Annotated in this window: 19 protein-coding genes; 7 read left to right on the forward strand and 12 right to left on the reverse strand. The window is 33.7% G+C overall.

The features are described from left to right. The first annotated feature begins 9 nt into the window (after positions 1-9). From SCB73_RS12935 to SCB73_RS12955, 5 genes are all read left to right on the forward strand, one after another. Positions 10-1,335, forward strand: a complete 1,326-nt coding sequence (locus tag SCB73_RS12935; protein ID WP_320566640.1) for a PDZ domain-containing protein — start codon at positions 10-12, stop codon at positions 1,333-1,335. Between the two features lie 151 nt (positions 1,336-1,486). After that, on the forward strand, positions 1,487-4,123 hold the full coding sequence (locus tag SCB73_RS12940) for a T9SS type B sorting domain-containing protein (RefSeq protein ID WP_320566641.1): 2,637 nt from the start codon (positions 1,487-1,489) through the stop codon (positions 4,121-4,123). 30 nt (positions 4,124-4,153) lie between these two features. Further along, positions 4,154-5,083, forward strand: a complete 930-nt coding sequence (locus tag SCB73_RS12945; protein WP_320566642.1) for a PorP/SprF family type IX secretion system membrane protein — start codon at positions 4,154-4,156, stop codon at positions 5,081-5,083. A 10-nt stretch (positions 5,084-5,093) separates the two neighbouring features. Further along, positions 5,094-7,226, forward strand: a complete 2,133-nt coding sequence (locus SCB73_RS12950; protein ID WP_320566643.1) for an OmpA family protein — start codon at positions 5,094-5,096, stop codon at positions 7,224-7,226. Positions 7,227-7,373: 147 nt separating this feature from the next. Further along, positions 7,374-7,856: a hypothetical protein gene (locus SCB73_RS12955; RefSeq protein ID WP_320566644.1), complete on the forward strand. Its 483-nt coding sequence runs from the start codon at positions 7,374-7,376 to the stop codon at positions 7,854-7,856. Positions 7,857-7,983: 127 nt separating this feature from the next. Here SCB73_RS12955 and SCB73_RS12960 read toward each other — a convergent pair whose 3' ends face one another. Further along, entirely contained in the window at positions 7,984-8,364 is a 381-nt protein-coding gene (locus tag SCB73_RS12960; RefSeq protein ID WP_320566645.1) for a DUF1573 domain-containing protein, read from the reverse strand. A 270-nt stretch (positions 8,365-8,634) separates the two neighbouring features. Between SCB73_RS12960 and SCB73_RS12965 the strand changes: the two genes are divergently transcribed. After that, complete coding sequence (locus SCB73_RS12965; protein ID WP_320566646.1) at positions 8,635-11,268, forward strand: valine--tRNA ligase; 2,634 nt, start codon at positions 8,635-8,637, stop codon at positions 11,266-11,268. A 196-nt stretch (positions 11,269-11,464) separates the two neighbouring features. Here SCB73_RS12965 and SCB73_RS12970 read toward each other — a convergent pair whose 3' ends face one another. The 4 genes from SCB73_RS12970 to SCB73_RS12985 all read right to left on the reverse strand — a co-directional run bounded on the left by SCB73_RS12970 (position 11,465) and on the right by SCB73_RS12985 (position 16,890). Continuing rightward, positions 11,465-12,088 carry a GyrI-like domain-containing protein gene (locus SCB73_RS12970; protein WP_320566647.1) on the reverse strand — a complete coding sequence of 208 codons (624 nt, stop codon included), beginning with the start codon at positions 12,086-12,088 and terminating at the stop codon, positions 11,465-11,467. Between the two features lie 104 nt (positions 12,089-12,192). Then, positions 12,193-13,506, reverse strand: coding sequence for an APC family permease (locus tag SCB73_RS12975; protein WP_320566648.1), 1,314 nt, complete (start codon positions 13,504-13,506; stop codon positions 12,193-12,195). Positions 13,507-13,687: 181 nt separating this feature from the next. Further along, on the reverse strand, positions 13,688-15,910 hold the full coding sequence (locus tag SCB73_RS12980; protein WP_320566649.1) for a TonB-dependent siderophore receptor: 2,223 nt from the start codon (positions 15,908-15,910) through the stop codon (positions 13,688-13,690). 254 nt (positions 15,911-16,164) lie between these two features. Beyond that, positions 16,165-16,890, reverse strand: coding sequence for a DUF4198 domain-containing protein (locus tag SCB73_RS12985; RefSeq protein ID WP_320566650.1), 726 nt, complete (start codon positions 16,888-16,890; stop codon positions 16,165-16,167). A gap of 294 nt (positions 16,891-17,184) precedes the next feature. Here SCB73_RS12985 and SCB73_RS12990 point away from each other — a divergent pair, with 294 nt between their 5' ends. After that, complete coding sequence (locus tag SCB73_RS12990) at positions 17,185-18,345, forward strand: MFS transporter (protein WP_320566651.1); 1,161 nt, start codon at positions 17,185-17,187, stop codon at positions 18,343-18,345. A 162-nt stretch (positions 18,346-18,507) separates the two neighbouring features. Here SCB73_RS12990 and SCB73_RS12995 read toward each other — a convergent pair whose 3' ends face one another. The 7 genes from SCB73_RS12995 to SCB73_RS13025 form a co-directional block, all read right to left on the reverse strand. Next, on the reverse strand, positions 18,508-19,011 hold the full coding sequence (locus SCB73_RS12995) for a hypothetical protein (protein WP_320566652.1): 504 nt from the start codon (positions 19,009-19,011) through the stop codon (positions 18,508-18,510). Between the two features lie 24 nt (positions 19,012-19,035). Continuing rightward, a complete protein-coding gene (locus SCB73_RS13000) occupies positions 19,036-19,365 on the reverse strand; it encodes a hypothetical protein (RefSeq protein WP_320566653.1) in 330 nt (109 codons plus the stop codon). Positions 19,366-19,543: 178 nt separating this feature from the next. Next, the gene (locus SCB73_RS13005; protein ID WP_320566654.1) at positions 19,544-20,614 is read right to left on the reverse strand and encodes a PQQ-binding-like beta-propeller repeat protein; all 1,071 of its coding nucleotides are present in this window, start codon (positions 20,612-20,614) and stop codon (positions 19,544-19,546) included. A gap of 21 nt (positions 20,615-20,635) precedes the next feature. Then, a complete protein-coding gene (locus SCB73_RS13010; RefSeq protein ID WP_320566655.1) occupies positions 20,636-21,112 on the reverse strand; it encodes a DUF6265 family protein in 477 nt (158 codons plus the stop codon). 269 nt (positions 21,113-21,381) lie between these two features. Beyond that, positions 21,382-23,691 (reverse strand): type IA DNA topoisomerase, encoded by a 2,310-nt coding sequence (locus SCB73_RS13015; protein ID WP_320566656.1) that lies wholly within the window; start codon positions 23,689-23,691, stop codon positions 21,382-21,384. Positions 23,692-23,858: 167 nt separating this feature from the next. Next, positions 23,859-24,284 carry a VOC family protein gene (locus SCB73_RS13020; protein WP_320566657.1) on the reverse strand — a complete coding sequence of 142 codons (426 nt, stop codon included), beginning with the start codon at positions 24,282-24,284 and terminating at the stop codon, positions 23,859-23,861. Between the two features lie 31 nt (positions 24,285-24,315). Beyond that, positions 24,316-25,059 (reverse strand): DUF6597 domain-containing transcriptional factor, encoded by a 744-nt coding sequence (locus tag SCB73_RS13025; RefSeq protein ID WP_320566658.1) that lies wholly within the window; start codon positions 25,057-25,059, stop codon positions 24,316-24,318. Positions 25,060-25,152 lie beyond the last annotated feature (93 nt).

Genomic DNA, 25,152 nt, shown 5'->3' on the forward strand with positions numbered 1-25,152 from the left:
ATATTATCAATGAAAAAATATTTCATGTTGTTTTTTGGGCTTTTGGTATCTTTCACTATTCAGGCTCAAGATGATTTTTTGATTCAAAGCCATAGCAGTAGGATTACTATTCCTTTTAAATTGATAAATAATCTCGTTTTTATTCCGATAAAAGTAAACGGAATAGAACTGAATTTCTTATTGGATTCTGGTGTTGAAGAAACAATTTTGTTTAGCATGGATGAGAAGAAGGAGGTCAGTTTTAATAACGTTGTTAAAATAAAACTGAGAGGTCTAGGAAGCGAAGATGAAATAGAAGGACTAAAATCAACGAATAATGTTTTTGAAACACATGGTTTGAAATCAGATAATCATTTAGTTTATATAATATTAGATCAAAATTTTAATTTGTCATCTCATATTGGAATCCCGGTTAACGGGATTATTGGGTATAAATTTTTTAAGAATAATTTAGTCGAAATAAATTATTCTAAGAAAAAAATCTACGTTTATCCAAACAATGATGTTATTAAAGAAAGATTAGACAAAAAATTTAAAGCGATTCCAATTACAATCGAAAGATCCAAACCTTATATTACTACAACTGCAGTGGTCGATAGTGTGCAGATTTCGGCTAAATTATTGGTAGATATTGGTAATAGTGATGCTTTTTGGATATTTGAGAATGATAAAATAAAATTGCCTAAGAAAAATTTTCCTGACTTTTTAGGAAAAGGCTTTAGCGGTGATATTGAGGGACATCGTGCTAAAATTGCGAAATTTTCGGTTGACGAATTTGACTTTAAAAATCCGATAGTTGCGTTTCCTGATTCAAGTTCGATTCGAAATGTAAAAATGGTGCCTGGACGAATTGGCTCAATTGGAGGTGAAGTCTTAAAACGTTTTACGATTGTTTTAGATTACGCAGATCAAAAGCTCTATTTAAAAAAGAATAATAAATTTTCGGAACCCTTTACCTACAACAAAAGCGGGATAACGATACAACATAATGGTTTGCAGTGGGTACAGGAAACAGTGCACATGGAGACAGTTCAAGTCGCCAATGCGCTGTCTGATGTGAGTTATGATGCAAAAAAAGATGATAATTTCAAGTACAAATTTTCATTAAAACCAGTATATGAAATCGTGAATATCAGAAAAAAATCGGCGGCTGAAAAATGTGGTTTAAGAAAAGGCGATATTATTATTAGTATAAATAACGCATTGCCCTACAAATATTCGCTACAACAAATCAATAGCCTTTTGAAATCTGAAGATGATGTTTGGATTACGCTTGAAGTAGAACGTGAAAGCGTGGTTTTGAAATTTAGGTTTAGACTTGAAGATGAGTTGTAATTGAGATATTTAAGAAAGTTTTTTTGTGTCATAATAAACAGATTCACTATTTTTGGAACGCAAGCACACTTTTGTGAAAAAATAATTGTTAAATTGCCTTAGTGCATTTAATGGTGTCAGTTATAATGCTTATTTCCAAAAAAACATATTTATGGTCGAAAAATACATTAAATTCTTACGAATCTCGTTATTTTTTGTTTTTTTATCTTTTATTCCTACTACAATTTATGCGCAATGTGCGGGTCAAGACGGAACATTAACCGTGTGTGATATTCCGGCCGCCAGCAGCAAATCAATTGATTTATTTAGTTATTTAACAGGTTCGCCGCTTAGTGGAGGAGTTTGGACAGATACTGATAGTTCTGGCGGATTATTAGATCCTGACACTGGAATTTTAAATGCACAATTAATTCGTACCAGTGGTGTTTTTCGCTATACTTATACTGTTGAAGGAATTGGGCTTTGTCCAGATAATAATGCGGTTGTTACGGTTACAATTGGAGGATATTCTGGTGTAACCTCTCCAAATGTTTCGGTTTGTAGTGCAGTTGGCGAATTTAATCTTTTTTCTGCTTTCAATGGGCAATATTTAGGACCGCATTCTAATGGGAAATGGCATAACGACACAACAAATCATGATGAAGAAAAGCCTGTTATTAATGTGAGTGATATGGCAGGAACTTTTCAATACACTTACACGATGCCTGCAAGAGGAACTTGTCCAGCCATGTCATCGACGGCTATAGTTACGATTTTTAAAGCACCAAAATCGGGTGATGCGAAACTTTTAAAATTATGTGCAAGCAATGGACTATCAGCATATACCGACTATGATTTGTTTAACTCGATTTCAGGTCAAGATCCAGGAGGCACATGGAAAGATAATAGCAATACTGGTGAATTAACTTTTGTGGGAGATCATTCTATAAATATTCAGCGTATTTTTAATAATCGAGGCGCCGGAAACTATAATTTTACATACACTGTAAAATCTACTAACCCAATTTGTTCAGATGAACAGACAATGATTAGGATAGCATTAGAGCGAAAACTTGATTTTACAGGGGCAAAACTTAGAGTTGCTGTTAACAATATTTGCGAAACGGAAATTCCTACCGCTACATATACGGCAACCATTACAAAAGGACCTGCAGCTATTCCAAACGGAGATTATAATGTTTCGTTTAGTGTTTCTGGCCCAAACGGAGGTAGCGAAACTTTGCCAGCAAATTTTATTAACGGTGTTTTGGTCTTTCCGTTGAAATCAGATTATTTCCAACGAGTTGGCAGTTATACCGTTACAATTACAAATTTGTACGAGTCGGGTAGCACACGTGCATGTCAAAATATCATCAATAATCTTTCAGAAACTGTAAATATATATCCGATACCCGATTTAGCAGGTGCAAAAATCACTCCTATAATTGCCTGTCAAAACACGGCAACAGAAGTCAAAATTACTGATGCTGTAAAAATTGTTGACGGAACTTATGATATTCTCTATAATGTTTCGGGAGCCAATAATGCATCATCACAAACAGCAACAGCGACTTTTTTAGGAGGAAATGCAACATTTAGTATTCCAGCAATTTTAAATTCGCAAAGTGGAAATGGTACAATCAAAATTGTAAAGATTACGCATACAGTTTCGGGTTGTACAAATTCGGCAAATATTGATGGTAACATTACCGTAAATCCTTTGCCTAATGTAGCAAATTTAAGAATCCAAGTTCCAACAGTATGTTTTGGGTCGGCTTTAACAGCTTCAGTTTCTGGTTTAGGAACTTTAACAAATGTTACAGTATCGTATTCGCTTTCAAACAGCAATGTTGCTCCAGGGCAAACAATAGTTTTGTCTCCTGTAAGTGGTAATGCTAGTTTTGTAATTCCAGCAGCTTTACTTCCAAATACAGGTTCAACAACGATTAAAATTGAAAATGTGAAAAATAATGTTACAGGCTGTGACAGCCCCGTAACTTCGGTATCGACAGCGTTTTCAATAAACCCGATTCCAGCAGCTCCAGTATCTACAGATCAATCATTTTGTAAGTCGGAAGGTGCCATTATTGGGAATTTAGCACCGAGTGGTCCGCAATTTAAATGGTACAATTCGCCAACAATGACAACGCCACTTCCAAACACCTATCTTCTTAAAGACGAAACATTATATGTGACCGAAACAACTTTGTCATGTACTTCTGCCGCAACTATGATTAAAGTGACTTTAAGAGATACTCCTGCCCCAGAATTAAATACAGACGGGCAAAATTTCTGTGGATTAGATGCACCAACTATTGCTGATTTATCAAATAATACAAATGTGTCTTCGTCTGTAGCTTGGTATGATGCGCCAAAGGGTGGAAATCTTTTGCCTTCAACGACAGCTTTAGTTGATAAAAGGATATATTATGGATTTGATTTTTCGTCAAGTGAAAACTGTCTTTCTTATGATCATCTTGAGGTGACAGTATCATTAACAGATTGTCCTGTCGTGCCACCAGATTTCTTTATTCCTGATGGATTTTCTCCAAATGGCGATGGGGTAAATGACACTTTTGTAATTCCTAATATTGACTTTTTATTTCCAGATTATTATCTCCAAATTTTTAATAGATATGGAAATAGAATGTACGAAGGATTTAAAGACAAAGCAGGTTGGGATGGTACCAATTGGCAGACAGGCGGATTTGCACATGGAATAGCGCCAAATGGAGTCTATTTTTACACACTCCAGTTTAATAAAGGCAATAAACCGCCAATACAAGGACGCCTTTATTTAAACCGATAATTCCTTTTGCACTATTTTAATATACTTCAAATGAAAAAAATAATACTCTTTATAACTTTTCTCTTTTGCTTTACTACTGTTTCAGCGCAACAGGACCCCGAATACACGCATTATATGTATAATATGAGTGTCGTGAACCCTGCGTACGCAACTGGAACTCCTTTGATGATGAATTTTGGAGGATTATACAGAACACAGTGGGTTGGAGCAGTAGGAGCGCCAAAAACCTTTACATTTTTTGGACATACAGCTTTATCAGAAAAAGTTGAAGTAGGTCTTTCATTTATTTCTGATGATATTGGTGATGGCGCAAAAAAGGAAAATAATATCTACGCAGATTTTGCTTATGTATTGAATTTAGGAGGAAAAAATAAGCTTTCGCTGGGTTTGAAAGCTGGAGTATCATCAATGCAAACTAATTTTAACGGATTTAAATTTAGTGATCCCGCAACTGATTTTGCTTTTTCGGAAAATATAAATGCCACAAAACCTAATATTGGTGTTGGAGCGTATTATTTTAGAGATAATTTGTATGTCGGATTTTCTGCTCCAAACTTGATAAAATCTAAATATATCGAAGAAAAATCGGGAGTTAATGCTTTTGGAGCCGAAGAAATTCACATGTTTTTTACCGGAGGATACGTTTTTCAAATTAATGATAACCTAAAATTAAAACCCGCCTTTATGTCAAGATTTGTAAAAGCAGCCCCTGTTTCTATTGATTTGACAGCAAATGTTTTGTATAACGAAAAGTTTGAATTTGGCGCGGCATATAGGATCGATGATTCGGTAAGTGCTTTGTTCAATTTTAATGTAACACCTTCCTTGAGAGTAGGTTATGCTTATGATTATACAATTTCAAATTTAGGTCAGTTTAATTCGGGAACGCATGAAATAATGCTTCTTTTTGATTTGGATTTATTAGGGAAAGGATACGATAAATCACCTAGATTCTTTTAAAATGAAAAATATGAAAAAACTACTCGTTATTATATTCGTATTTTCAATACAATTTATAGGCGCTCAAAACAAAGATTTGGCAAGAGCCAAACGTTTCTTTGATAAAACATACTACAGCGAAGCCATTACTTTATATGAAAGATTAGCCGAAGAAAATCCTTCGCAAGAAGCGATTAAAAACTTGGCGGATTCGTATTATTATACCAACAATTTAGTAAAAGCGCAACGTTATTACCGACTTTTATTTCAGAATTATAATAAGGATTTGAATCGCGAATATTATTTTAGATATGCGCAAACTCTAAAAGCGACAAACAGTTATGATGATGCAAATGCGGCTCTAAAACAGTATTATGCTTCTTCCACTAATGGAAAAGATTCAATTTATTTTAAAAATGAGCTGAAAGAACTTGAAAATGTTTCGGCCATTGGAAATCGATTTGAGATCAAAAATCTCGGAATCAATACGCCAAATTCTGAATTTGGAGCAATTCCATACAATGGGAAATTAGTATTTGCAGCTGTTAAGTTAAAACCTGGATTGTTTGACAAAAAATTCAAATGGGACAATGAAACGTATTTGAACTTAGTTTCGGTTCCTTTGAGTGAAATTAATAATGCAGAACCAAACATTGACTATTTTTCAGACGAATTAAAAACAGGCATGCACGAATCAAATGCTGTTTTTACTAAAGATGGAAAAACGGTTTATTTTACGCGCAATAATTCAAAAAATAAAACCAAAAAAACAAACGACCAGAAAGTTTCGAATCTTCAAATTTTCAAAGCGGAATTAATTGATGGAAAATGGAAAAATATTACCTCGCTTCCGTTTAATAGTTCGAATTATTCAACTGAACATCCTGCGCTTAGTGCGGACGAAAAAGTGCTCTATTTTGCTTCGGATATGCCTGGATCTGTAGGTTCTTTTGATATTTATTCCGTAAACATAAACAAAGGCGCTTTTGATACGCCAAAGAATCTAGGTTCAATTATTAATACCGACAAAAGAGAACAATTTCCTTTTGTTTCGGCAGATAACAAGCTTTATTTTTCTTCAGATGGACATTTAGGATACGGATCGTTAGACGTTTTTGTTTCTGAAATTAAAGGAAATGAATATACTGAACCAGTAAATATTGGATTGCCCTTAAATTCTAATTTGGATGATTTTTCGTTTACAATAAACTCAAATATAAAAGAAGGATTTTTTGCATCCAACAGAGAAGGAGGGAAAGGAAGTGATGATATTTACCAATTCAAAGAAACCAAAGATTTGATTGTTGAAGACTGCAAACAATTTATTGCAGGAACAATTACAGATGTTGATACCGGTTTGCCTCTTGAAAATGCAACAGTAATGTTGCAAGATGCTTCTAAAAAGACTTTAAATACGATTTCGGTCGCAGCCGATGGGAAATTCAGTTTTACGGTTGCCTGCGAAAGTTCCTATACAATTGTTGCTTTCAAAGAAAAATATACCAATGAATCTAAATCATTAGAAATCGGAAAAACCAGAAATGCGACAAACGATGGTTCATTGGCACTAAAATCTTTAGAAGCAATTAAATTAGAAGAACAACAAATTGCCGAAAAAAGAAGAAAGCAAGAAATTCAGATAGAACAAGAGAAAAAAGAAAAAGAAGCACTGGCGATTATTGCATTAAATGAAGCGGCAAAAAAAGCCAAAGCGGATGAAATAAAAGCAGCAGAAATCAAGAAAAAGGAGAAAGAAACTGAGATTTTAAAACAAGAAAAAGATGTTGTAAAAGATGATAAAGACCGATTGATCATTAAAACCGATCCAATTTATTTTGATTACAATATGTGGTATATTCGTAAAGAATCGAAAGTCGTTTTAGGTCGAGTAGTTGCTTTGATGAACAAATATCAAGGAATGGTTATTGAAATTGGTTCGCATACAGATTCTCGCGGAAACGCAAAATTCAATGAAGAATTATCTCAAAAAAGAGCTAATTCTACGAGAGAATTTATAATTCAGTCGGGAATTAGTGCTAGCAGAGTTTCGGCAAAAGGTTATGGAGAATCTGTTCCGATTATAAAATGCAAAACCGACGATGCTTGTTCAGAAGAAGATCATGAGTTGAACCGTAGATCAGAATTTGTAATCAAGAAGTTGTAATTATAATTTTAATGTCGTTCCAATGTTCTGTATAGCGCATTGCAGTGCGTCTAATGAATTGGGATATTCATCATAAAATAAATAAACAAGAAGCCTTTTTTTTGGCTTCTTTTTTTTTATTTTTATATGAAATTAAAAAATTCAGTTATGAAAAAAATAGTGTTGTCTTGTATGCTTTTGTCTTTTGTTGGACTTCAAAGCTGTAAAAATGAGGAAAAACAAAAAGCCGAAGCAGCTGCTAAAGCTGAAGGTGAAAAAGTGGTAAGTACAGAATGTTATAAAGCAATTTATGAAAACGATACTTTAGACTTAACGTTGAATAACCTAAAAAATGGAAAAATTGCCGGTGATATGATCATGAAAGTAGCTTCGTCACCTGTCAAAAAAGGTGAAATTGCTGGAGAGTTTCATGGCGACACCTTGTTTGTAGATTACACTTTCGTGGATGGAACAAATAACAATGCAAAATTCAAAAACCCGATGGCATTTTTAAAACGAGACAAAAAGCTTATTTTAGGAAACGGAACAATGCAAACTACAATGGGCGTAACGTATTTGGTTAAAGATAAACCAATCGATTTTGATCGCGTGAAATATAAATTTGATGCGGTTGAATGTGAAGCAAAATAAATAAAGACATTTTTATATTAGACCCGACAGGTTTTCAAAACCTGTCGGGTCTAATTTTTTTAAGGATATAAAAAAGCCGTTTCTAATTCAAGAAACGGCTTTGGTTATTTTTAGATTTTAAAAATTCTTATAAAACTTCACCTTTGATTTTTAAGGCAACTCTTCCGTCAGGATAATTGACAGCGTTGGTTTCAACAGTAATTGTTTTACGAATTGGGCCGGTAGCCATATTATACTTTACATCAATTTTTCCTTTTTTTCCAGGCTGTATCGCTGCTGCAGGTTTAGTCACCACAATAGAACTCACCGTTGATTCTGCGCCAATGATCATCAGTGGTGCATCTCCAGTATTGGTGAATTCAAAGGAGCGAACTCCATTATCACTTTTCGAAATTTTTCCATAATCAATTGTATTATCTTGGGCTGCAAATTCAATTTTTGGGCCGTTTTGCGAATAACCGATTGCGCTAAACAATACGATTGCAATAAAAGAGGCAACATTTTTCATTTGAAATTGTTTTTAATTGTAAGTAAATATACATTCTTTTAATTAACACACAAATTAATAATTCGCTTTTTATAGTGTCTTTAATTATTTACTTTTGCTGTCAGTTATAATTACAAAAATTGAACCAAAGTTTCGTTTATTTGTTTAACTGTTTAATCGTTTAATTGATTGGGATTGAGTTTAGACATGCTAAAATTCCAAAAAAAATAATGATTAAACGAATTAACGATTAAACGATTAAACAAAAAATAAACGATTAAACATATATAAATGACAATTCCAGCACAATTTGACGCTAAGACGATTGAGAGTAAATGGTATGATTACTGGATGAAAAACAACTATTTTCATTCAGAACCAGATCATAGAACACCGTACACCATTGTAATCCCGCCGCCAAACGTCACTGGAGTCCTTCACATGGGGCATATGTTGAATAATACGATTCAGGATGTTTTAATTCGTAGAGCGCGTCTTAAAGGTTTCAACGCTTGTTGGGTTCCGGGAACAGATCACGCTTCTATTGCAACTGAAGCAAAAGTGGTTGCAAAATTAAAAGCAGAAGGAATCAATAAAAATGATTTGACTCGTGAAGAATTCCTAAAGCATGCTTGGGAATGGACAGATAAATATGGCGGAACAATCTTAGAACAGCTTAAGAAATTAGGGGCTTCTTGCGATTGGGAACGTACCAAATTTACGATGGATCCAGATATGTCTGCATCTGTAATTCGTTCTTTTGTTGATTTGTACAACAAAGGTTTAATCTACCGAGGATACCGTATGGTAAACTGGGATCCGGAAGCAAAAACTACGCTTTCTGACGAAGAAGTAATTTACGAAGAACAGCAAGGAAAATTATTTTTCTTAAAATATAAAATCGAGGGAACTGAGGAATTTTTGACCATTGCTACAACGCGTCCAGAAACTATTTTTGGAGATACCGCAATTTGTATCAATCCAAACGATGAGCGTTTTACACATTTGAAAGGTAAAAAAGCGATTGTTCCAATTTGTGGCAGAGTAATTCCAATTATCGAAGACGAATATGTTGATGTTGAATTCGGAACAGGATGTTTGAAAGTAACGCCTGCGCATGATATGAACGATAAAACGTTGGGTGAAAAACACAATTTGGAGATCGTTGATATTTTTAATGAAGATGCTACATTAAACAGCTTCGGATTACACTATCAAGGAAAAGACCGTTTTGTAGTTCGTAAAGAAATCGAAAAAGAATTGGAAGAAATCGGAGCTTTAGCAAAAACAGAAATCCACTTAAATAAAGTAGGAACTTCTGAAAGAACAAAAGCCGTAATCGAGCCAAGATTATCTGACCAATGGTTCTTGAAAATGGAAGAATTGGTAAAACCAGCTATTAAATCGGTTTTAGAAACAGGAGATATTAAATTGCATCCGAAACGTTTCGAAAACACTTATGCACATTGGTTAAATAATATTCGCGATTGGAATATTTCTCGTCAATTATGGTGGGGACAACAAATTCCGGCTTATTATTACGGAGATGGAAAAGAAGATTTTGTAGTTGCTGAAAATATTGAAGAGGCGCTAAAATTAGCACAAGAAGCAACAAACAATAAACAATTAACAACAAACGACCTTAAACAAGATGTTGACGCATTAGATACATGGTTCTCATCTTGGTTATGGCCAATGTCTGTTTTTGGTGGAATTATGGATCCAGAAAGTCCAGATTTTAAATATTATTATCCAACGAATGATTTAGTAACAGGTCCGGATATTTTATTTTTCTGGGTAGCGAGAATGATTATCGCAGGTTACGAATATGCAGGTGAAAAACCATTTACAAATGTATATTTGACTGGTTTAGTTCGTGATAAACAACGTCGTAAAATGTCTAAATCATTAGGAAATTCTCCTGATCCTTTAGATTTGATCGATAAATTTAGTGCCGATGGAGTTCGTGTAGGATTGCTTTTAAGTGCTTCTGCAGGAAACGATATTATGTTTGATGAGGAATTATGCAGTCAGGGAAAAGCGTTTTCAAACAAAATCTGGAATGCCTTTAAATTGATTAAAGGATGGGAAGTTTCTGAAACGATCGCACAGCCTGAATCATCAAAAGTAGCAATCGAATGGTATGAAGCGAAATTACAGCAGACTTTAGTTGACATCGAAGATAATTTTGAGAAATACAGAATTTCAGATTCTCTTATGGCTATTTATAAATTGGTTTGGGATGATTTCTGTTCTTGGTTCTTAGAAATGATTAAACCTGCATACCAACAGCCAATTGACAGCGTAACTTTCGCGAAAGCGATCGAAATGTTAGAAAACAACTTGAAGTTATTGCATCCATTTATGCCTTTCTTGACAGAGGAAATTTGGCAGTTAATTGCTGAAAGAACTCCTAAAGAAGCTTTAATTGTTTCGACTTGGCCAGAAGTAAAATCGTTTGACGCAAAATTAATTGCTGATTTCGAAAATTCAATTGAAGTAATTTCTGGAATTAGAACGATCAGAAAAGACAAAAATATTCCGTTTAAAGATGCAATTGAATTAAAAGGAATCAACAGCGAAAATGTTTCTACTTATTTTGATTCAATCATAACAAAATTAGGAAACGTTTCTGCTTTCGAATATGTTTCTGAAAAAGTAGACGGCGCATTGTCTTTCCGTGTAAAATCAAATGAATATTTCATTCCAATTACAGGAAACATTGACGTTGAAGCAGAAATTGCAAAACTGACAGAAGAATTGAATTATACAAAAGGATTCTTGAAATCGGTTGAAGCGAAACTTTCAAATGAGAAATTTGTAAACGGAGCTCCAGAGAAAGTTCTTAATTTAGAAAAACAAAAACAAGCTGATGCTTTAGCAAAAATTGCTACAATCGAGCAGAGTTTGGCTGGGTTGAAATAAGAAATATTTCTTTTATAAGCAGACCTAACAGGTTTTTAAAACCTGTTAGGTTTTTTTTTCGCCACTAATTCACGAATTATTTTAGAATCTATTCGTGAATAATTTGCAAATTATTGCTTTACTCAACGATTAGAAAAATAATTCGTGAATTGCTTCGCCTGTTCGCTTTCGTTCGAGTCGTGGCTAATAAAAAGAGCTATTTTACAGGTTCTCTAAGTATTGTTTTTAATTTCTCGGGAGCTGTTTTACGAAAGTCTGAAAGATAAATTTCATGATGCAATCCATTTTGTTGCAGATTGTTTTCAGTGCTAAATTTTAGAATTTTTTTTAGTGTTTGCGGTTCTGTATCAAAAGGACCAATATGAAGAACCTGAATTACTTTACCTTCTTCCATTTGAAAGAATTCAATTGTTTCGGCCAATGCATTTTGCTTTTTGTTGACCGCAATGGCAATAGCTTCTTCGGTTTGTTCTTTCGTAACGAAATTGGGCATTCTAATCATGATTCTGTAATTCCATTCAGCGCGAGGTATTTTCAGCGGAGCTTCATCCATTGAGATTGATGCGTATTTTTCGTTATCAAAACTCCACAATGCTTCTAGTTTTGGAACAACAAAATCGTTATCCATTGCTTTGTGCATAAATTTAATGACATACGCCGTGGTGTATAATGCTTGAATTTTTTCTGAAAAATCTTTTCCAGAAGGATCGCCTTGACCTGTAAGCGATATATAATTCGCTTTTTCTATAAAGACAATTTCAGGGTTGATCTTGGCATTATAGTAGGTTTTGTCTGTTTTGGTTAAATCTAATTTGCTCATCTTTTTTGTGTTTTGTTATGCAAATTAAATGGCATGAAGTGACAACGTTATGTCAGTAGAAATTCTGTTTTTGAATTATATTGTAGAATATTTCATGTAAAGTATTAATTATTCTTCTTCAAAAGCAAAAACAAAGGATAAGAAGCGATCGCAATACCTACAATTATAATAAAGCTTTTTGGATCGCTGTAAATAAATCCTCCTAGTAATGCAATAGAAAAAATAATCGCTAATATAGTTGACCACGGATACCAAAAAGAACGATAAGGTCTTGGTAAGTCTGGTTCAGTAGTTCTTAGTTTTAAAAGCGAATAATACGCCAGTCCCCAAACAATTATGGAGATAAAAGCGGCAAAAGAAAACAATATTTCAAAGGAGCCGATACAAATTAGAAATAAGCTGAAAAGTGACGAAACCAAAAGTGCTATAATTGGAGTTCCACCTTTATTTACTTGAGTTCCTTTTTCAATAAAAAAACCGTCACGGCTTAATCCGTAAAGTATTCTCGGCGGAATCATCATAAAAGCATTCAAGATGCTAATTAGTGAGAAAATCGAAATTACAGTCACGATTATCGCGCCTTTTTTTCCAAAAAGAACTTTGGCAACATCGGCGGCAGCCAAATTTGATTTGGCTAAAGTCTCAATTGGCAAAACATGAAAAAATGCGGCATTTACCAGAACATAAATCGCAACGACTAGCAAGACGCCGCTGTATAAAGATTTCGGAATATTTTTTCCTGGATCATCATTTTCTTCAGCAAAAAAACAAACGGCATTCCATCCATTATAGGTTCCGATAATTAGCTGCAATGATTTGAAAAATCCAAAGATTAGTCCGATTTGAAAAACTGAATTATCTGTCTTGATTGGTGGAATTTCAGTTCCAGAATATATAAAGCAAGCCACCACCAAAGCGACAAAACAAATTACTTTTAACAAACTTGTAATTTGCTGAATTACGCTTCCGTTTTTAACGCCACTCATATGAAGCACTACAAAAGCAACTAATAACGAAATCGAAATTACAGTCGAGTAATTAGCCAATTCAGGAAATAAAATAATCGTATATTCACTAATTACGATACAGTAAAATGCGGGTGGAATAGCATTAACAATATAATCATACCAGCCAGACAAAAATCCAGCATATTCGCCTAGAGCTCTTTTGATGTAATTATATGAGCCTCCTGCTTTAGGAAGCATTGTTGCCAATTCGGAATACGAATTTGCTCCTAATAAAATATATAATCCGCCAAAAATCCAAGAAAAAAGAATTAGCCAATAATTATTTAACAATCCAGCAATCGATCCCGGCGTTCGCAAAATCCCGACTCCAATTGTTCCGCCAATTAATACGGCTATGTTAAAGCTTAATCCAAGTGTTTTTTTTAATTGGTTTTGTTTGGAATCTGACATAGAATTGGGTTTTGTTGTTGATGGGTAAATGTAATTAAAAATTGAGTGATTTGTGAAAAAACAAAAAAACCTCATTTAACAATAAATGAGGTTTTTGGTGAAATTTAAACCAAAACTTTTGATGCTTTTTAGAATTAAAGAGCTGAAAAAGTTCTAACAAATTAAAATCTAATTCAAAAATTTAGAATTTGTATCGTAAGCTTGTCATGAACTGACGAGGCGCAATAGGATTTACACTGTAATTTTCGTGAACGGTATAGTTTAACTCGTTTGTAATGTTTGATAATTTACAAAGAATCGAGAATTTTTTCCAAGTATAACCAAGTGATGCGTCAATTGTAGTATAGCCTTCCAATGGAATATCACGATCTCTAATTGTGATGGTGTATGTTTTTGGATTAGTTGCTGGCTTGTTTTCTGTCCAAACATAATCATCATTCCATCCTGCCAAACGATCTCCAATGTAGTTAGCGATTGCTCCAAAAGAAAGACCTTTTAATACACCTGTTGGCAAAGTATAAAAGAAACTTAAGTTCGCTGTATTTTGCGGTGTTCTAACAACACGGTCACCTTCAACAAAGCTTCCGTTTGTTCCAGATGTATTTACATATCGCATATCGTTATAGCTGTAACCTCCAATGATGCTTAAGCCTTCTAGAGGTCTTGCAGTAATGTCAATTTCAACTCCTTTGCTTTTTGTTCCGCCACCTAACGTTTTAATTGTTGTATCAGTGTTTGGAGTTCCGTCTGCTCTAAATTCTGCAGTTTGCGCTAAGTTGCTGTTTTTAATTTGGTAAACCGTAACATTTGTGCTTAAAGCGCCGCTAAAGAATTCTTTTTTGATTCCAGCTTCGTATTGATCAATAATTGAGGCTTCAAGAGGTTGCAAATCAACAGTTGTTCCTGTATTTGGTGTAAATGAGTTGGAGTAACTTGCAAATACACACATGTCTTTCATTGGTTGGTAAACCAATCCTACTTTTGGTGAAAAGGCATCATCTTTACGTGGAGCCGTTTGTGTCATTACGCTTGGCGTTTTTGTTACATCATAAGTGTAAACAGTTGCTTCCTGCCATGACCAACGCATTCCAAGCAAAACTTTTATTTTTTCAGTAAATGAAATCAAATCTTGTGCATATACTCCAAAACGGTTTGTTTCGGTTTTAGCGATTCTTGTAAGAGTTGAATTCGGGATATCATTTCTTTGTGTTGACGGATCAAAATTATATAGATTGATCGTATCATAATTTGCAGGATTGAAAACATAAGTATTTGCAGTAGCAAAAGAATTCTCCCAATCAACACCAGTAAATAGTTGGTGTTTTACAGATCCTGTATTGAAGGTTCCCTGCAAGCTTAATTGATCACCTAAAATAGTCTCTAAGTTTTTATTTTGTACCAATGGTCTAGTCCAGTCGCCTGTTGTAGTTACAGTAGATAATTGTGCTGTAGATTTTGATGCTCTGTCATACGATTGAAAAGAGCTGTTGAAATTCAATTTCCAGTTTTTATTGAAATCATGGTTTACTAATACCGAAGCACTAGCCGATTTAGTTTGTCCGTTTGACCAAAGTGCACCATAAAAATTATTACGTGGCACATCAACAAGTTCTTTTCCGATAATTCCTGTTCCGAAATCTGGAGTCCAATCTGCAGTTAAATAATCACCTTGAACTGTGATTTGTGTTTTTGGATTAACAATGAAAAGAAAAGACGGATTTACATAAACGCGTTCATTTTTTACGACATCTCTAAAGCTTTCAGAATTTTCATAAGAACCATTGATTCTGAATGCAATTGATTTTGTCAAACCTCCATAAAAGTCAAAAGCTGGTTTGTAATAAGCATAACTTCCGTATTGCATTGAAACTTCTCCACCGCTTTTAAATTGAGGTGTTTTTGTTACTAAGTTTAAGATTCCACCTGGAGCAACATTTCCGTATAATAAAGCGGCACTTCCTTTTAAGAATTCTACTTTATCTAGACCTGAGACATCTGGAATAGAACCCGCATTGTAACGAAAACCATTTTTAAACATATTGTTGGCAGACATATCATATCCTCTTGAGAAAAAAGACTCTTGAGCGCCACCACGTGCTGAACCTACATAAACTCCATTTGCATTTTTCAAAACTTCGCTTAATCTAATTGCTTGTTGTTGTTCAATAACTTCTGAACCAATAATTTGAATGGATTGTGGGTTATCCATTGGCTTCAAACCAGAACGTACTGCTGTTACTGGCTTCGGTTCTTTGTTTTTAGTAACAACTACTTCGTTTAGAATTTCTCCTTTTTTGTTTTTTACAGTATCGCTAACCGCTGTCGTATTATCAGCACTTGTAAATTCTTGGCTATAAGCTCCAAAACTTATTAAAGATAAAGCAAGTAGTAAACTATGTTTCATATGACTTATTTAGATTTAATAAAAATAATTTTTTGCAAATATAAGGTCACGCATTGGGTTTAACAAAATATATAGAGGTATTTTATTTATTAAAGTTTCATTATTTTTGTCTTAAGATTTGCTTAATATTTTGCTTTTTTAAATCTATTTTCTTATTTAGATTGAATTAAAAGAAGCTGTTTTGAAACAGAAAAAGCCTTGCTCAAGTGAGCAAGGCTTTTTACCAAGACTAATTTAAAAATGAAGAGGTATTGTTATTTTACAGTAATTTGGTAAGTAGCCATTTTCCAAATTTCATCATATTTTTTGCCATTGTGTTCGCCAGCAGATTTATCTGTATGTGCATATTCAACCATGTAGTTTCCTGACCAAATAGGAGTAAATGAGAATTCTCCTTTTTCATTTGTCCATAATTCTTTTTCCCAACCATTTGGGGCAATTACTTTGATTTTTGTTTCTTTTGCCGATGCACCATCGTAGATTGCGAAACCAGATACTTTTTCATTCTTTTTGGCTATATCTGCATTTTCAGAAAATAAACCAATTTGATTTTTATTTGCTGTGGCATAATTTCCCGCAGATTTATTTCCCACAACAACCGTTGCGCTTGAATTGTAATCTAATTTCATTGTTCCGTAAACATCTTTAACTGTGTGGTGCATGACAATGGTGTAAACGCCATCTTCATCTGGTGTGAAAAATGCTTGGTATTTATTGTCCAATGCTTTTGCCGTCAGTTTTGTTTCTTTTTTTGATGGACTAATTACGGTCAATGAAAAATCTTTTAAATCAGAAAACCATTTGTCGGCTTTTGTAATATCGTTTTCTGAAAATTCTCCAAAATAAACTGAAATTTCTTGTGTTTTTCCTTTTGCGCCAGTAGCTTTTGTTTCAATCCAAAGCGCGTGAGCAAATAATTGCGGACAAGCAACTAACATTAAAAATAAAAATGCAATTGTTTTTAAAGTTTTCGATTTCATAATATTTTAAGATTAATAGTTTAAAAAATTTTGTAGAGGTTAAATTGATGAAAAAAGCATCAATTTGCCTGCCTTTTGAATTAAAGGCAAATATAGAGCTTAAAATTAGTTTTGCAATTTTTATTTAGAATAAATATTAATAATGTTCATAAGAGCTTATTTTAAAGATGATTTATCAATTGTTGATGAAATTGTTAAATGTTGGTTTTGTGTGTAATTAAAGGTAATTCTTATTGAAAGTTCTAGTCAGATAAAATTTAAAAGCCTTAATTTTGCAATCAGAAAATTGACTTCATGATTTTACCTTTCTTAAAAAAGTATCAAAACACACCCAAAGGATATCGAATAGCAAACACCGTATTTTTTTTCCTGTCTGGAATTGGTTATTCTTCCTGGGTTTCCAGAATTCCGCATATACAAGCCCAATTGCATTTGTCTGAAGCTCAGTTTGGAGCAGTTTTATTTGCATTCCCAATCGGATTAATGCTTACTATGCCATTTACAGGGAAATTATTGAATAAATACAGCAGTCGTTATATTATGCTTTTAGGCGCAATTATGTTCAATATTGTGCTTGCTTTGCCTGGTTTGGTGGCTTTTGTCTGGCAATTGGTAATAGTGCTTTTGATTTTTGGAGCTTCTCGAAACATTTTCAATTTATCGATCAATGCACAATCGCTTGAAGTGCAAAAATTGTATCCAAAATCGATTATTACTCGTTTTCATGCCGTTTGGAGTATTGCAGTTTTTTCTGGAGCAGGTCTAGGTTATGTGATGGTTACACAACATGTTGCACCTTCGCATCACTTGTTGGGAGTAAGTGTTTTTATGATGGCGCTTACAGCTTGTTTTTATCCAATGAGCATTCACAATGAACCAGTTCCGGTAAAAAAGAAATTCTTTTCGATGCCCGAGAAAAATCTAATCAAATTTGCTTTGATTTGTTTCGTTTCAATGGCTTGTGAAAATACAATGTACGATTGGAGCGGAATTTACTTCGAAAATATACTAAAAGCTTCGCCAAAATTAACAAGTGCCGCATTTGTGTTTTTTGCAACTGCAGTAACTCTCGGACGTATTTTTGGAGATTATGGCGTAATGAAATTTGGCACTAAAAAAATTCTGCTTTATAGCGGTATATTGATAACAGTCGGTTTCGGAATTTGTTTTATCCTGCCTTTTGTTTATCCAACTATTTTTGGCTATATGTTGATTGGGTTTGGCGTTTCTTGTGTTGTTCCTTTAGTTTTTAGTATTGCTGGAAGATCTTCAAAATTAAGCAGTGGTTCGGCTTTGACTTCCATTTCTACAATTGGCTATTTAGGGTTCTTGCTTGTACCGCCAATGGTAGGTTTTATCTCTGAATATTTAAGCATGAAATGGGCGTTTTTAATTATGGCGCTTTTAGGTGTTTTGATGATTTTTATGGTGAATAAGATCGGGGAGAATGAGTAGTTTTTTTAAAGTTTCTAAGATGCTGAGGTTCTAAGGAGCTAAGTTTTTTATTTCTTTCTATAATGCATTGTGGATAATCTTTGCGCAAACCGGATTAAAATCCGGCCCTACAAAATTTTTCGAACCTTTGGTTCTTTTTATTTTTGCTCTACTTTAATCTTATTAAGATTGCCCAATTTCAGATAATTCGTCTTTTTGTCCTTTTGTGATTTTTTCTTTCAGGTTAAAGGAAACATTCAATAAAATGAGCGCAATAATATTGATACTAACTGCAGCATATTCAGGATCAGCGTTCCATTTGAAATTAAATGTTGTTAATCCCATATTGTAAGTAAGCAATGTATCGGTAGTTAGATTCAAACCAAAAGAGATAAACATTCCTGATGTATATGCAAATGTGAATCCCAAAACAGAAAAACTGATTATTTGCAAAATTTGATTTATGATTGATAAATTCAGGCCTCTAACATAGTTTTTTTTGACTAACAAAATTCCGCAATAGATTGAAAAGGAATAAAATGATAAAAAAACAATTGTCATTTTTAGAATTGGGAAATTTAAAATTCCTGCTTTTCCAGAAAAATATAGGGTTAGTGCAGTTCCAAGAATCCCTCCAATAATTTGATAAATCCCAAGTATTTTGATGTTTTTTTCTGTTTTCTGCATTATGACAAAGCCATTTTAAAGTTGTTATTTCTTAATTGTAATTTTAGTATGATATTCAAAAATGTAGCTAAAAATCATCAGAATTGGTAAAGCAAGCCAAGCTGTAAAAACCAATTCAATTCCGTTTTGACCACCCGAACCATAACATAAAATATCTGCAGTTGTAAAAAATATACTAAGTGCAGTTTGAATAAAAAAGTATTCAAAAAAATTAAAGAAAATCAGATATGTTCTCAGTTTTTCTGAAGTTTCTGTTTCTTTACTCCTAAGTTTTTTAAGCATTAAAACAGGAAGCGAAATCATTCCAATCCAAGAAAGTGCCCAAAATGTTTTCCAAATTAAGGTGCATTCCATTCCTAGTTTTTGTAGAATGAACTGACCACAAACTAAAAAAATAACAGTAAATCCTGGAATAATGACACCTATGAGGCAAAAAATCATGGTAGCTCTAATATAATTGTATTTATATTTCAAATTATATCAATTGATTGCGTTCTTTAATTCTTTATTTATGATTATATAATTGAAAAAATTACTTCTTTGCAGTTTCAATCACTTTTGGCGATGTGTTTGAATTTTCTCTTGTTGCTTTAAAAATAGATTTGATTGTCGCTAAATCAGTACTTATTTTATAAACTTCACCCGATTCATCTGCAAAATAAATAGCATTTTCAATCAGTACTGGACTTGATTTTATTTTTCCTTTTGCTGGAAATTTTTTGATTAGTTTTCCTGTAGCTTTATCTAAAACGTAAAGGTTTTTATCATCACTTCCAAAGAAGATTTTATTGCCAATTATAAGCGATTCTGTACAGGTACTAGCATTGGCTTTAAATTTCCATCTTGTTGTCATGGTTGTTTTGTCAAGACAATAAAAGAAGCCTCCGTCATTGCCAAAGAAAATAAAATTTCCATCAATTGCTGGAGTTGAGGAAATCCATTCATTTGTAATGATTTTTGCAACCACTTTCTTTTCATCTAAGTTAAATTTGTAAAAATTCATATCGTTGCTGCCAAAAAAAAGATTGTTTTGATCCACAACTATTTTTCCAAAAACACCTGCAGAAGCGCATTGATAAGATTCGACTAAAGATCCTTGTAAACTCAGTTTGTATATTTTTCCTTTTGTGTCACCAATAAAAATCGAATTATCCTTAAATGAAACAGGAGAACTAATTGGCGCATCGGCATAGAATTTTCCTAGTGTTGAGCCGTCTCGAGGATCAAGAATAAATAAACTCGATGCCGATGTTACATACAGATTATTATCTACAAGCGTTGGTTTATTTGCTATTGGGCTATAAGTGCCAAGGTTTATTTTCCAGATTTGCTTTCCATCAGCTCCAACGCAATAAACCATTGCGTTGCCATCACCAATGAAAATCTTATTTTCTTTAATTTCTGCCTGACTGTATATTTCATTTTCGGCATTAAAAACCCAATTTGTATTTTTAGTATCGATATTCAGGGAATATAAATTTTTATTTAAGCTCCCAAATATTAAATTTTTGTTTTGAAAATTTATTTTAGCAATAATGCTTTGTGCTTGCAAAGTGATTAGTGTTGCAAAAAAGCTGACAAATAGTAGGATTTTTATTCTCATATTTTAGCTTGTTATAAAATGTTATTTCTTAGTCATCACAAATTTTTCAGAACTTGGTTTTCCATTTAAATTTCCCGAAATTTCAGCAGTTAAAGTGTTGTTTTGCCCTTTTGTGTACGTGATTTTTTGGGGATAATCATGTTTCGGATTTTCGAAAACTAATTTTTGATCGGTTTCAGAAGTTGACGGAAAGAAAACAGGTTTGTCTTCATTTTGACCTCTTACGGTTGCTTTATAAGTCAAGGTTTCGCCTAATTGAGCCAAAATAATAGTTTCAAAATGCAGCGTGTCTTTTCCTTTAATGAAATAAGAGGAGGCGCTAAAAGTACTGTCATTAAGTTTTTGCCAGTTTTCAGATAAAACACCTTCATCAGAAGTATTTTCCCAATTTCCAATCAACCAATCGGCTTTCTTGATTTTGTCTTTTTCAACTGTTTCTTTTTTCTGGCACGAAACAAAAGTTATAACTAGGGCGATAAGGGTAATTTTCTGAAACATATTTTTCCGTTTTGATTTTGTATTGAAGTACTAAAATAAGAAAAAAATGTTTGCAACGAATAATACTGATTTTCAGGGAATGATTTTTGAAAACAGGGAAAATTTATATCTCCCGCAGATTTAGCAGATTTGACAGATTTTTACAATACAAATTGCAAAATTAAATGTGTCAAATCTGCGGGAAAAATTTGTGGAAATTCGCGTAATTAGTGGCAGAAAAAATCTGTGTGAATCCTTTTATCCCGATAGCTATCGGGAGCGGCTAAAAACTAAACGCTTTCAGACAAAATTGAGTAAACCAGTTCTTTAGTAGGTTTTTGATCTTTTAGTTTTGCTCGAACTTCGTCGAAAGTCACTTTGAAATCGCAACCCGATTTGTATTCGGCACAGCCGTACGCAGTTTTGCCTTTTAGGATGGTTCCTTTTTTGCATTTTGGACAAGTCAAAGCATCTGGACTTTCTTTAGTTTCAGCTTTTTTCTCTGTTTTCTTCGGTTCTAATTTCAATTTGTAATTTTCCTCAAAACGAATCAATCCTTCAACAGTTTCAGAATCAGTTTTGAAGCCTTTTATGTTTACCGTCGAACCTTTTTGAATCAATCGCAAATATTGGCTTTCCGTGATTTTTTTATCATGAAAAACAAAAGGCAATACAAAATCACAACCCGATTTGTATTCACTGCATCCAAAAGCCGATTTTCCTTTTATCAGGTTTCCTTTTTGGCATTTCGGACAAGTTTCTGCTGTAATGCCAGAAGTTTTCTTTTTCTCTTTTTCTGCTTTTACAACAGGTTTTTGAATTGTTGCTGCATGCGAAATATTGGCATGTTTTGTTTCGCTTCGGACTTCATAAACCAAAGCTTCCACCATTCTTTTCATGTTTCGGATAAACGCAGCAGCAGTGAAAGTTCCTTTTTCGATATCTTTCAATTGCTTTTCCCAAGTTCCAGTAAGTTCGGCTGACTTGACCAATTCATTCTGAATAGTATCAATCAATTGAATTCCGGTTAAAGTTGGCAAAACCTGTTTTTTGTTTCGAACAATATACTGACGTTTGAAAAGTGTCTCGATGATATTCGCACGCGTTGACGGACGCCCGATTCCGTTTTCTTTCATCAATTCACGCAAATCTTCGTCATCAACTTGTTTTCCAGCAGTTTCCATGGCGCGCAGTAAAGTCGCTTCGGTAAACTGATTGGGCGGTTTGGTTTCTTTTTGAAGAAAAGAAGGTTCATGAGGCCCTTTTTCGCCTACAACAAAACTTGGCAGTAAATCGGGTTCTTTTTCTTTTGCATTTGGATCTTCAAATACTACGCGGAAACCTTTTTTTAAGATTTCTTTTCCTGTTGCTTTAAAAGTCACTTCTGCCGCTTTTCCAATTACGGTCGTATTGGCAACCAAACAATCATCATAAAAAACAGCAATAAAACGTCTTGTAATTATATCATAAACCTGCTGTTGGTTGTATGGCAGATTATTTTGAATTCCGGTTGGAATAATAGCGTGGTGATCGGTTACTTTTTTGTCATTGAAAACCTTTGGTGATTTTTTTATTTTTTTCTCCAAAATGGGTTGGGTCAATTCGGCATAATTAGTTAATTTTTGCAGAATTCCCGGCACTTTCGGATAAATATCTCCCGGCAAAAAAGTCGTATCAACTCTGGGATATGTAATTACTTTTTGTTCGTATAAGGTCTGTGCGATTTTCAGCGTTTCTTCTGCCGAAAACCCAAATTTCTGGTTGCAATAAACTTGCAATCCTGTTAAATCAAAAAGCTTTGGAGCATATTCGTTTCCGTTCTTTTTGTCAACCGAAACAATTTCGAAATCACTTTCTTTTACTTTTTCGGCCAGAATTTCTCCGTCTTCTTTGTTTAAAAAACGACCTTCTTCATAACTAAAAAGCGTTTCTCTATATAAAGTCTGTAATTCCCAATACGGCTGCGGTTTGAAGTTTTCGATTTCTCTAAAACGATCCACAACCATTGCCAGTGTTGGCGTTTGTACGCGCCCAATAGATAAAACTTGTTTGTACCCACCATGTTTTACGGTGTACAAACGCGTCGCATTCATGCCTAAAAGCCAATCTCCAATCGCTCTTGAAAATCCGGCGTAATATAAATTATCGTAATTGGCTGACGGTTTCAGGTTTTCAAAACCTTCTTTGATGGCTTCGGTCGTCAAAGATGAAATCCATAAACGCTGAATTTCGCCTTTGTAATGGGCTTCGTTCATGACCCAACGCTGAATCAATTCTCCTTCTTGTCCAGCATCCCCGCAGTTGATGACCACTTCGGCTTTGTCAAAAAGACTTTTAATGATTTTAAACTGTTTCTGGATTCCCGAATTCTGAACGACTTTGGTTTCGAACTTTTCAGGAAGCATCGGCAGATTGTTCAAATCCCAGCTTTTCCAATGCGGTTTGTAATCATTGGGTTCTTTCAAGGTACATAAATGCCCGAAAGTATAGGTCACTGCATAACCGTTGCCTTCGTAATAGCCATCGTGCTTGGTATTAGCACCCAAAACGGATGCAATTTCACGCGCTACACTTGGTTTCTCAGCAATACAGACCTTCATTTTTTCATTTCTTGTTGGACAGCGAAATTAGGGAATTTTTTTGGAAAGGGGCAAAGGTTCTAAGGAACAAAGGGGCAAAGGTTTTTTTTGAATGATTAAAATTCGGGTTTGATTTTTATTAAATGAAAAAGCTGCAACAATATTTTCTGCAGCTTTTCAATGATAATTTACAATTCTTTTTTCTCGGCAAAACCAAGAATATACCCATTCAGATCTTTTAAATAGAATTCTGTCATTCCGTACCAAGTGGTTTTCAGATCTGTTATTTCAAGATTTTTATTTTTAAGAGTCGAATAAAATTCAGTTATGCCTTCAATATCCATATAAAAAGAGACTGTTGCACCTATTGGTAAATCTTTGGTGAAAAGAACATCATTTTTGAAGGTGTCTGAACGCTGAAACATGAATTCTACATTGTCTTTTTGCATCATAGCATAAACATATTCTTTGTTTTTTGCTAAAGTTTGTTCAACGCCGTCTTGAGTTTCTGGAACAGCCATAATAAGTTTAAAACCGAAGTTTTCTGTGTAAAAATCAACAGTTTTTTTAATGTCGGTTACTTCAAAATTAGGAGAAAGTTTGCTTATTTGCATTTTGATTGAATTTAAAAATTATACAACAAAACTATTTTTCTTCTGTTTTTGATAATTGTAAAAATCGGTCGTTTTTATTTTTGCTCAATTCTTTTGGTGTAACGCCGGTGTATTTTTTTATTTCTTTAATGAAATGCGCTTGATCAAAAAAATCAGCTTGCAGACTAATATTGCCATTTGAAATTTCTTCATAAGAAGCATTGCAGCGAACAATTTTTAAAAACTCTTTCAGTGGAATTCCAAATTGCGAACTAAAATAGCGGTTGATCTGTCTGCTGTTCCAAAAAATCTGGCCAGAAAGTTCAGAAACCGATTTTGTTTTTTGCTGATAGACAATTTCGAAAAGTCTTAATTTTCGGCTGTCTATTTCGTTTAAATATTTAAGCGAAGTTTCTAATCTTGCCGAAGTTTCGTGAACAAATTTCTCAAACTCATCAGATTTATATGTGTCGAAATTCCAAAAATGAAAAGGCAAGTTTAAGGCAGTATCTAAAATAGATTTGATTTCTTTTTGAAAAAGATATTCAAGTGCCAAAAGCTTGAATCGGATGGCAAAGAATTTTGTGTTTTTTGGAATTAGAATATCTTTTGGTTTTGTCCAAATGCCAGTTAGTTTTAAGGTTGCTAAAACATCATTTTCAAATTTGGCTATTAAATCAAAATAACCATCGGGTAAAATAGTGTGTTCTACTTCGAGATCAGTGGTTTCATAATACCAAAAACACTGTACAAAGTTGGTCAAAAATCCTGCGGGTTTAATTTCTTTGTAATTCATTGTTTACTTGATTTAAGTTGATGTATAAAGTAGTATTACAAAGATTGATATTTTCTTTTTAATAAATAAAAACGCTACAAAGAATATTTTCCT

It is taken from the genome of Flavobacterium sp. KACC 22761 (genome assembly GCF_034058155.1).
Taxonomy (GTDB): domain Bacteria; phylum Bacteroidota; class Bacteroidia; order Flavobacteriales; family Flavobacteriaceae; genus Flavobacterium.

Coding starts and splice junctions, on each gene's coding strand:
- SCB73_RS12990 (WP_320566651.1), top strand. CDS start 17,185: ATGATTTTACCTTTCTTAAAAAAGTATCAAAACACACCCAAAGGATAT.
- SCB73_RS13015 (WP_320566656.1), bottom strand. CDS start 23,691: ATGAAGGTCTGTATTGCTGAGAAACCAAGTGTAGCGCGTGAAATTGCA.
- SCB73_RS12980 (WP_320566649.1), bottom strand. CDS start 15,910: ATGAAACATAGTTTACTACTTGCTTTATCTTTAATAAGTTTTGGAGCT.
- SCB73_RS12995 (WP_320566652.1), bottom strand. CDS start 19,011: ATGCAGAAAACAGAAAAAAACATCAAAATACTTGGGATTTATCAAATT.
- SCB73_RS12985 (WP_320566650.1), bottom strand. CDS start 16,890: ATGAAATCGAAAACTTTAAAAACAATTGCATTTTTATTTTTAATGTTA.
- SCB73_RS13025 (WP_320566658.1), bottom strand. CDS start 25,059: ATGAATTACAAAGAAATTAAACCCGCAGGATTTTTGACCAACTTTGTA.
- SCB73_RS12965 (WP_320566646.1), top strand. CDS start 8,635: ATGACAATTCCAGCACAATTTGACGCTAAGACGATTGAGAGTAAATGG.
- SCB73_RS12935 (WP_320566640.1), top strand. CDS start 10: ATGAAAAAATATTTCATGTTGTTTTTTGGGCTTTTGGTATCTTTCACT.
- SCB73_RS13000 (WP_320566653.1), bottom strand. CDS start 19,365: ATGGAATGCACCTTAATTTGGAAAACATTTTGGGCACTTTCTTGGATT.
- SCB73_RS12955 (WP_320566644.1), top strand. CDS start 7,374: ATGAAAAAAATAGTGTTGTCTTGTATGCTTTTGTCTTTTGTTGGACTT.
- SCB73_RS13020 (WP_320566657.1), bottom strand. CDS start 24,284: ATGCAAATAAGCAAACTTTCTCCTAATTTTGAAGTAACCGACATTAAA.
- SCB73_RS13010 (WP_320566655.1), bottom strand. CDS start 21,112: ATGTTTCAGAAAATTACCCTTATCGCCCTAGTTATAACTTTTGTTTCG.
- SCB73_RS12960 (WP_320566645.1), bottom strand. CDS start 8,364: ATGAAAAATGTTGCCTCTTTTATTGCAATCGTATTGTTTAGCGCAATC.
- SCB73_RS12950 (WP_320566643.1), top strand. CDS start 5,094: ATGAAAAAACTACTCGTTATTATATTCGTATTTTCAATACAATTTATA.
- SCB73_RS12940 (WP_320566641.1), top strand. CDS start 1,487: ATGGTCGAAAAATACATTAAATTCTTACGAATCTCGTTATTTTTTGTT.
- SCB73_RS12970 (WP_320566647.1), bottom strand. CDS start 12,088: ATGAGCAAATTAGATTTAACCAAAACAGACAAAACCTACTATAATGCC.
- SCB73_RS12975 (WP_320566648.1), bottom strand. CDS start 13,506: ATGTCAGATTCCAAACAAAACCAATTAAAAAAAACACTTGGATTAAGC.
- SCB73_RS13005 (WP_320566654.1), bottom strand. CDS start 20,614: ATGAGAATAAAAATCCTACTATTTGTCAGCTTTTTTGCAACACTAATC.
- SCB73_RS12945 (WP_320566642.1), top strand. CDS start 4,154: ATGAAAAAAATAATACTCTTTATAACTTTTCTCTTTTGCTTTACTACT.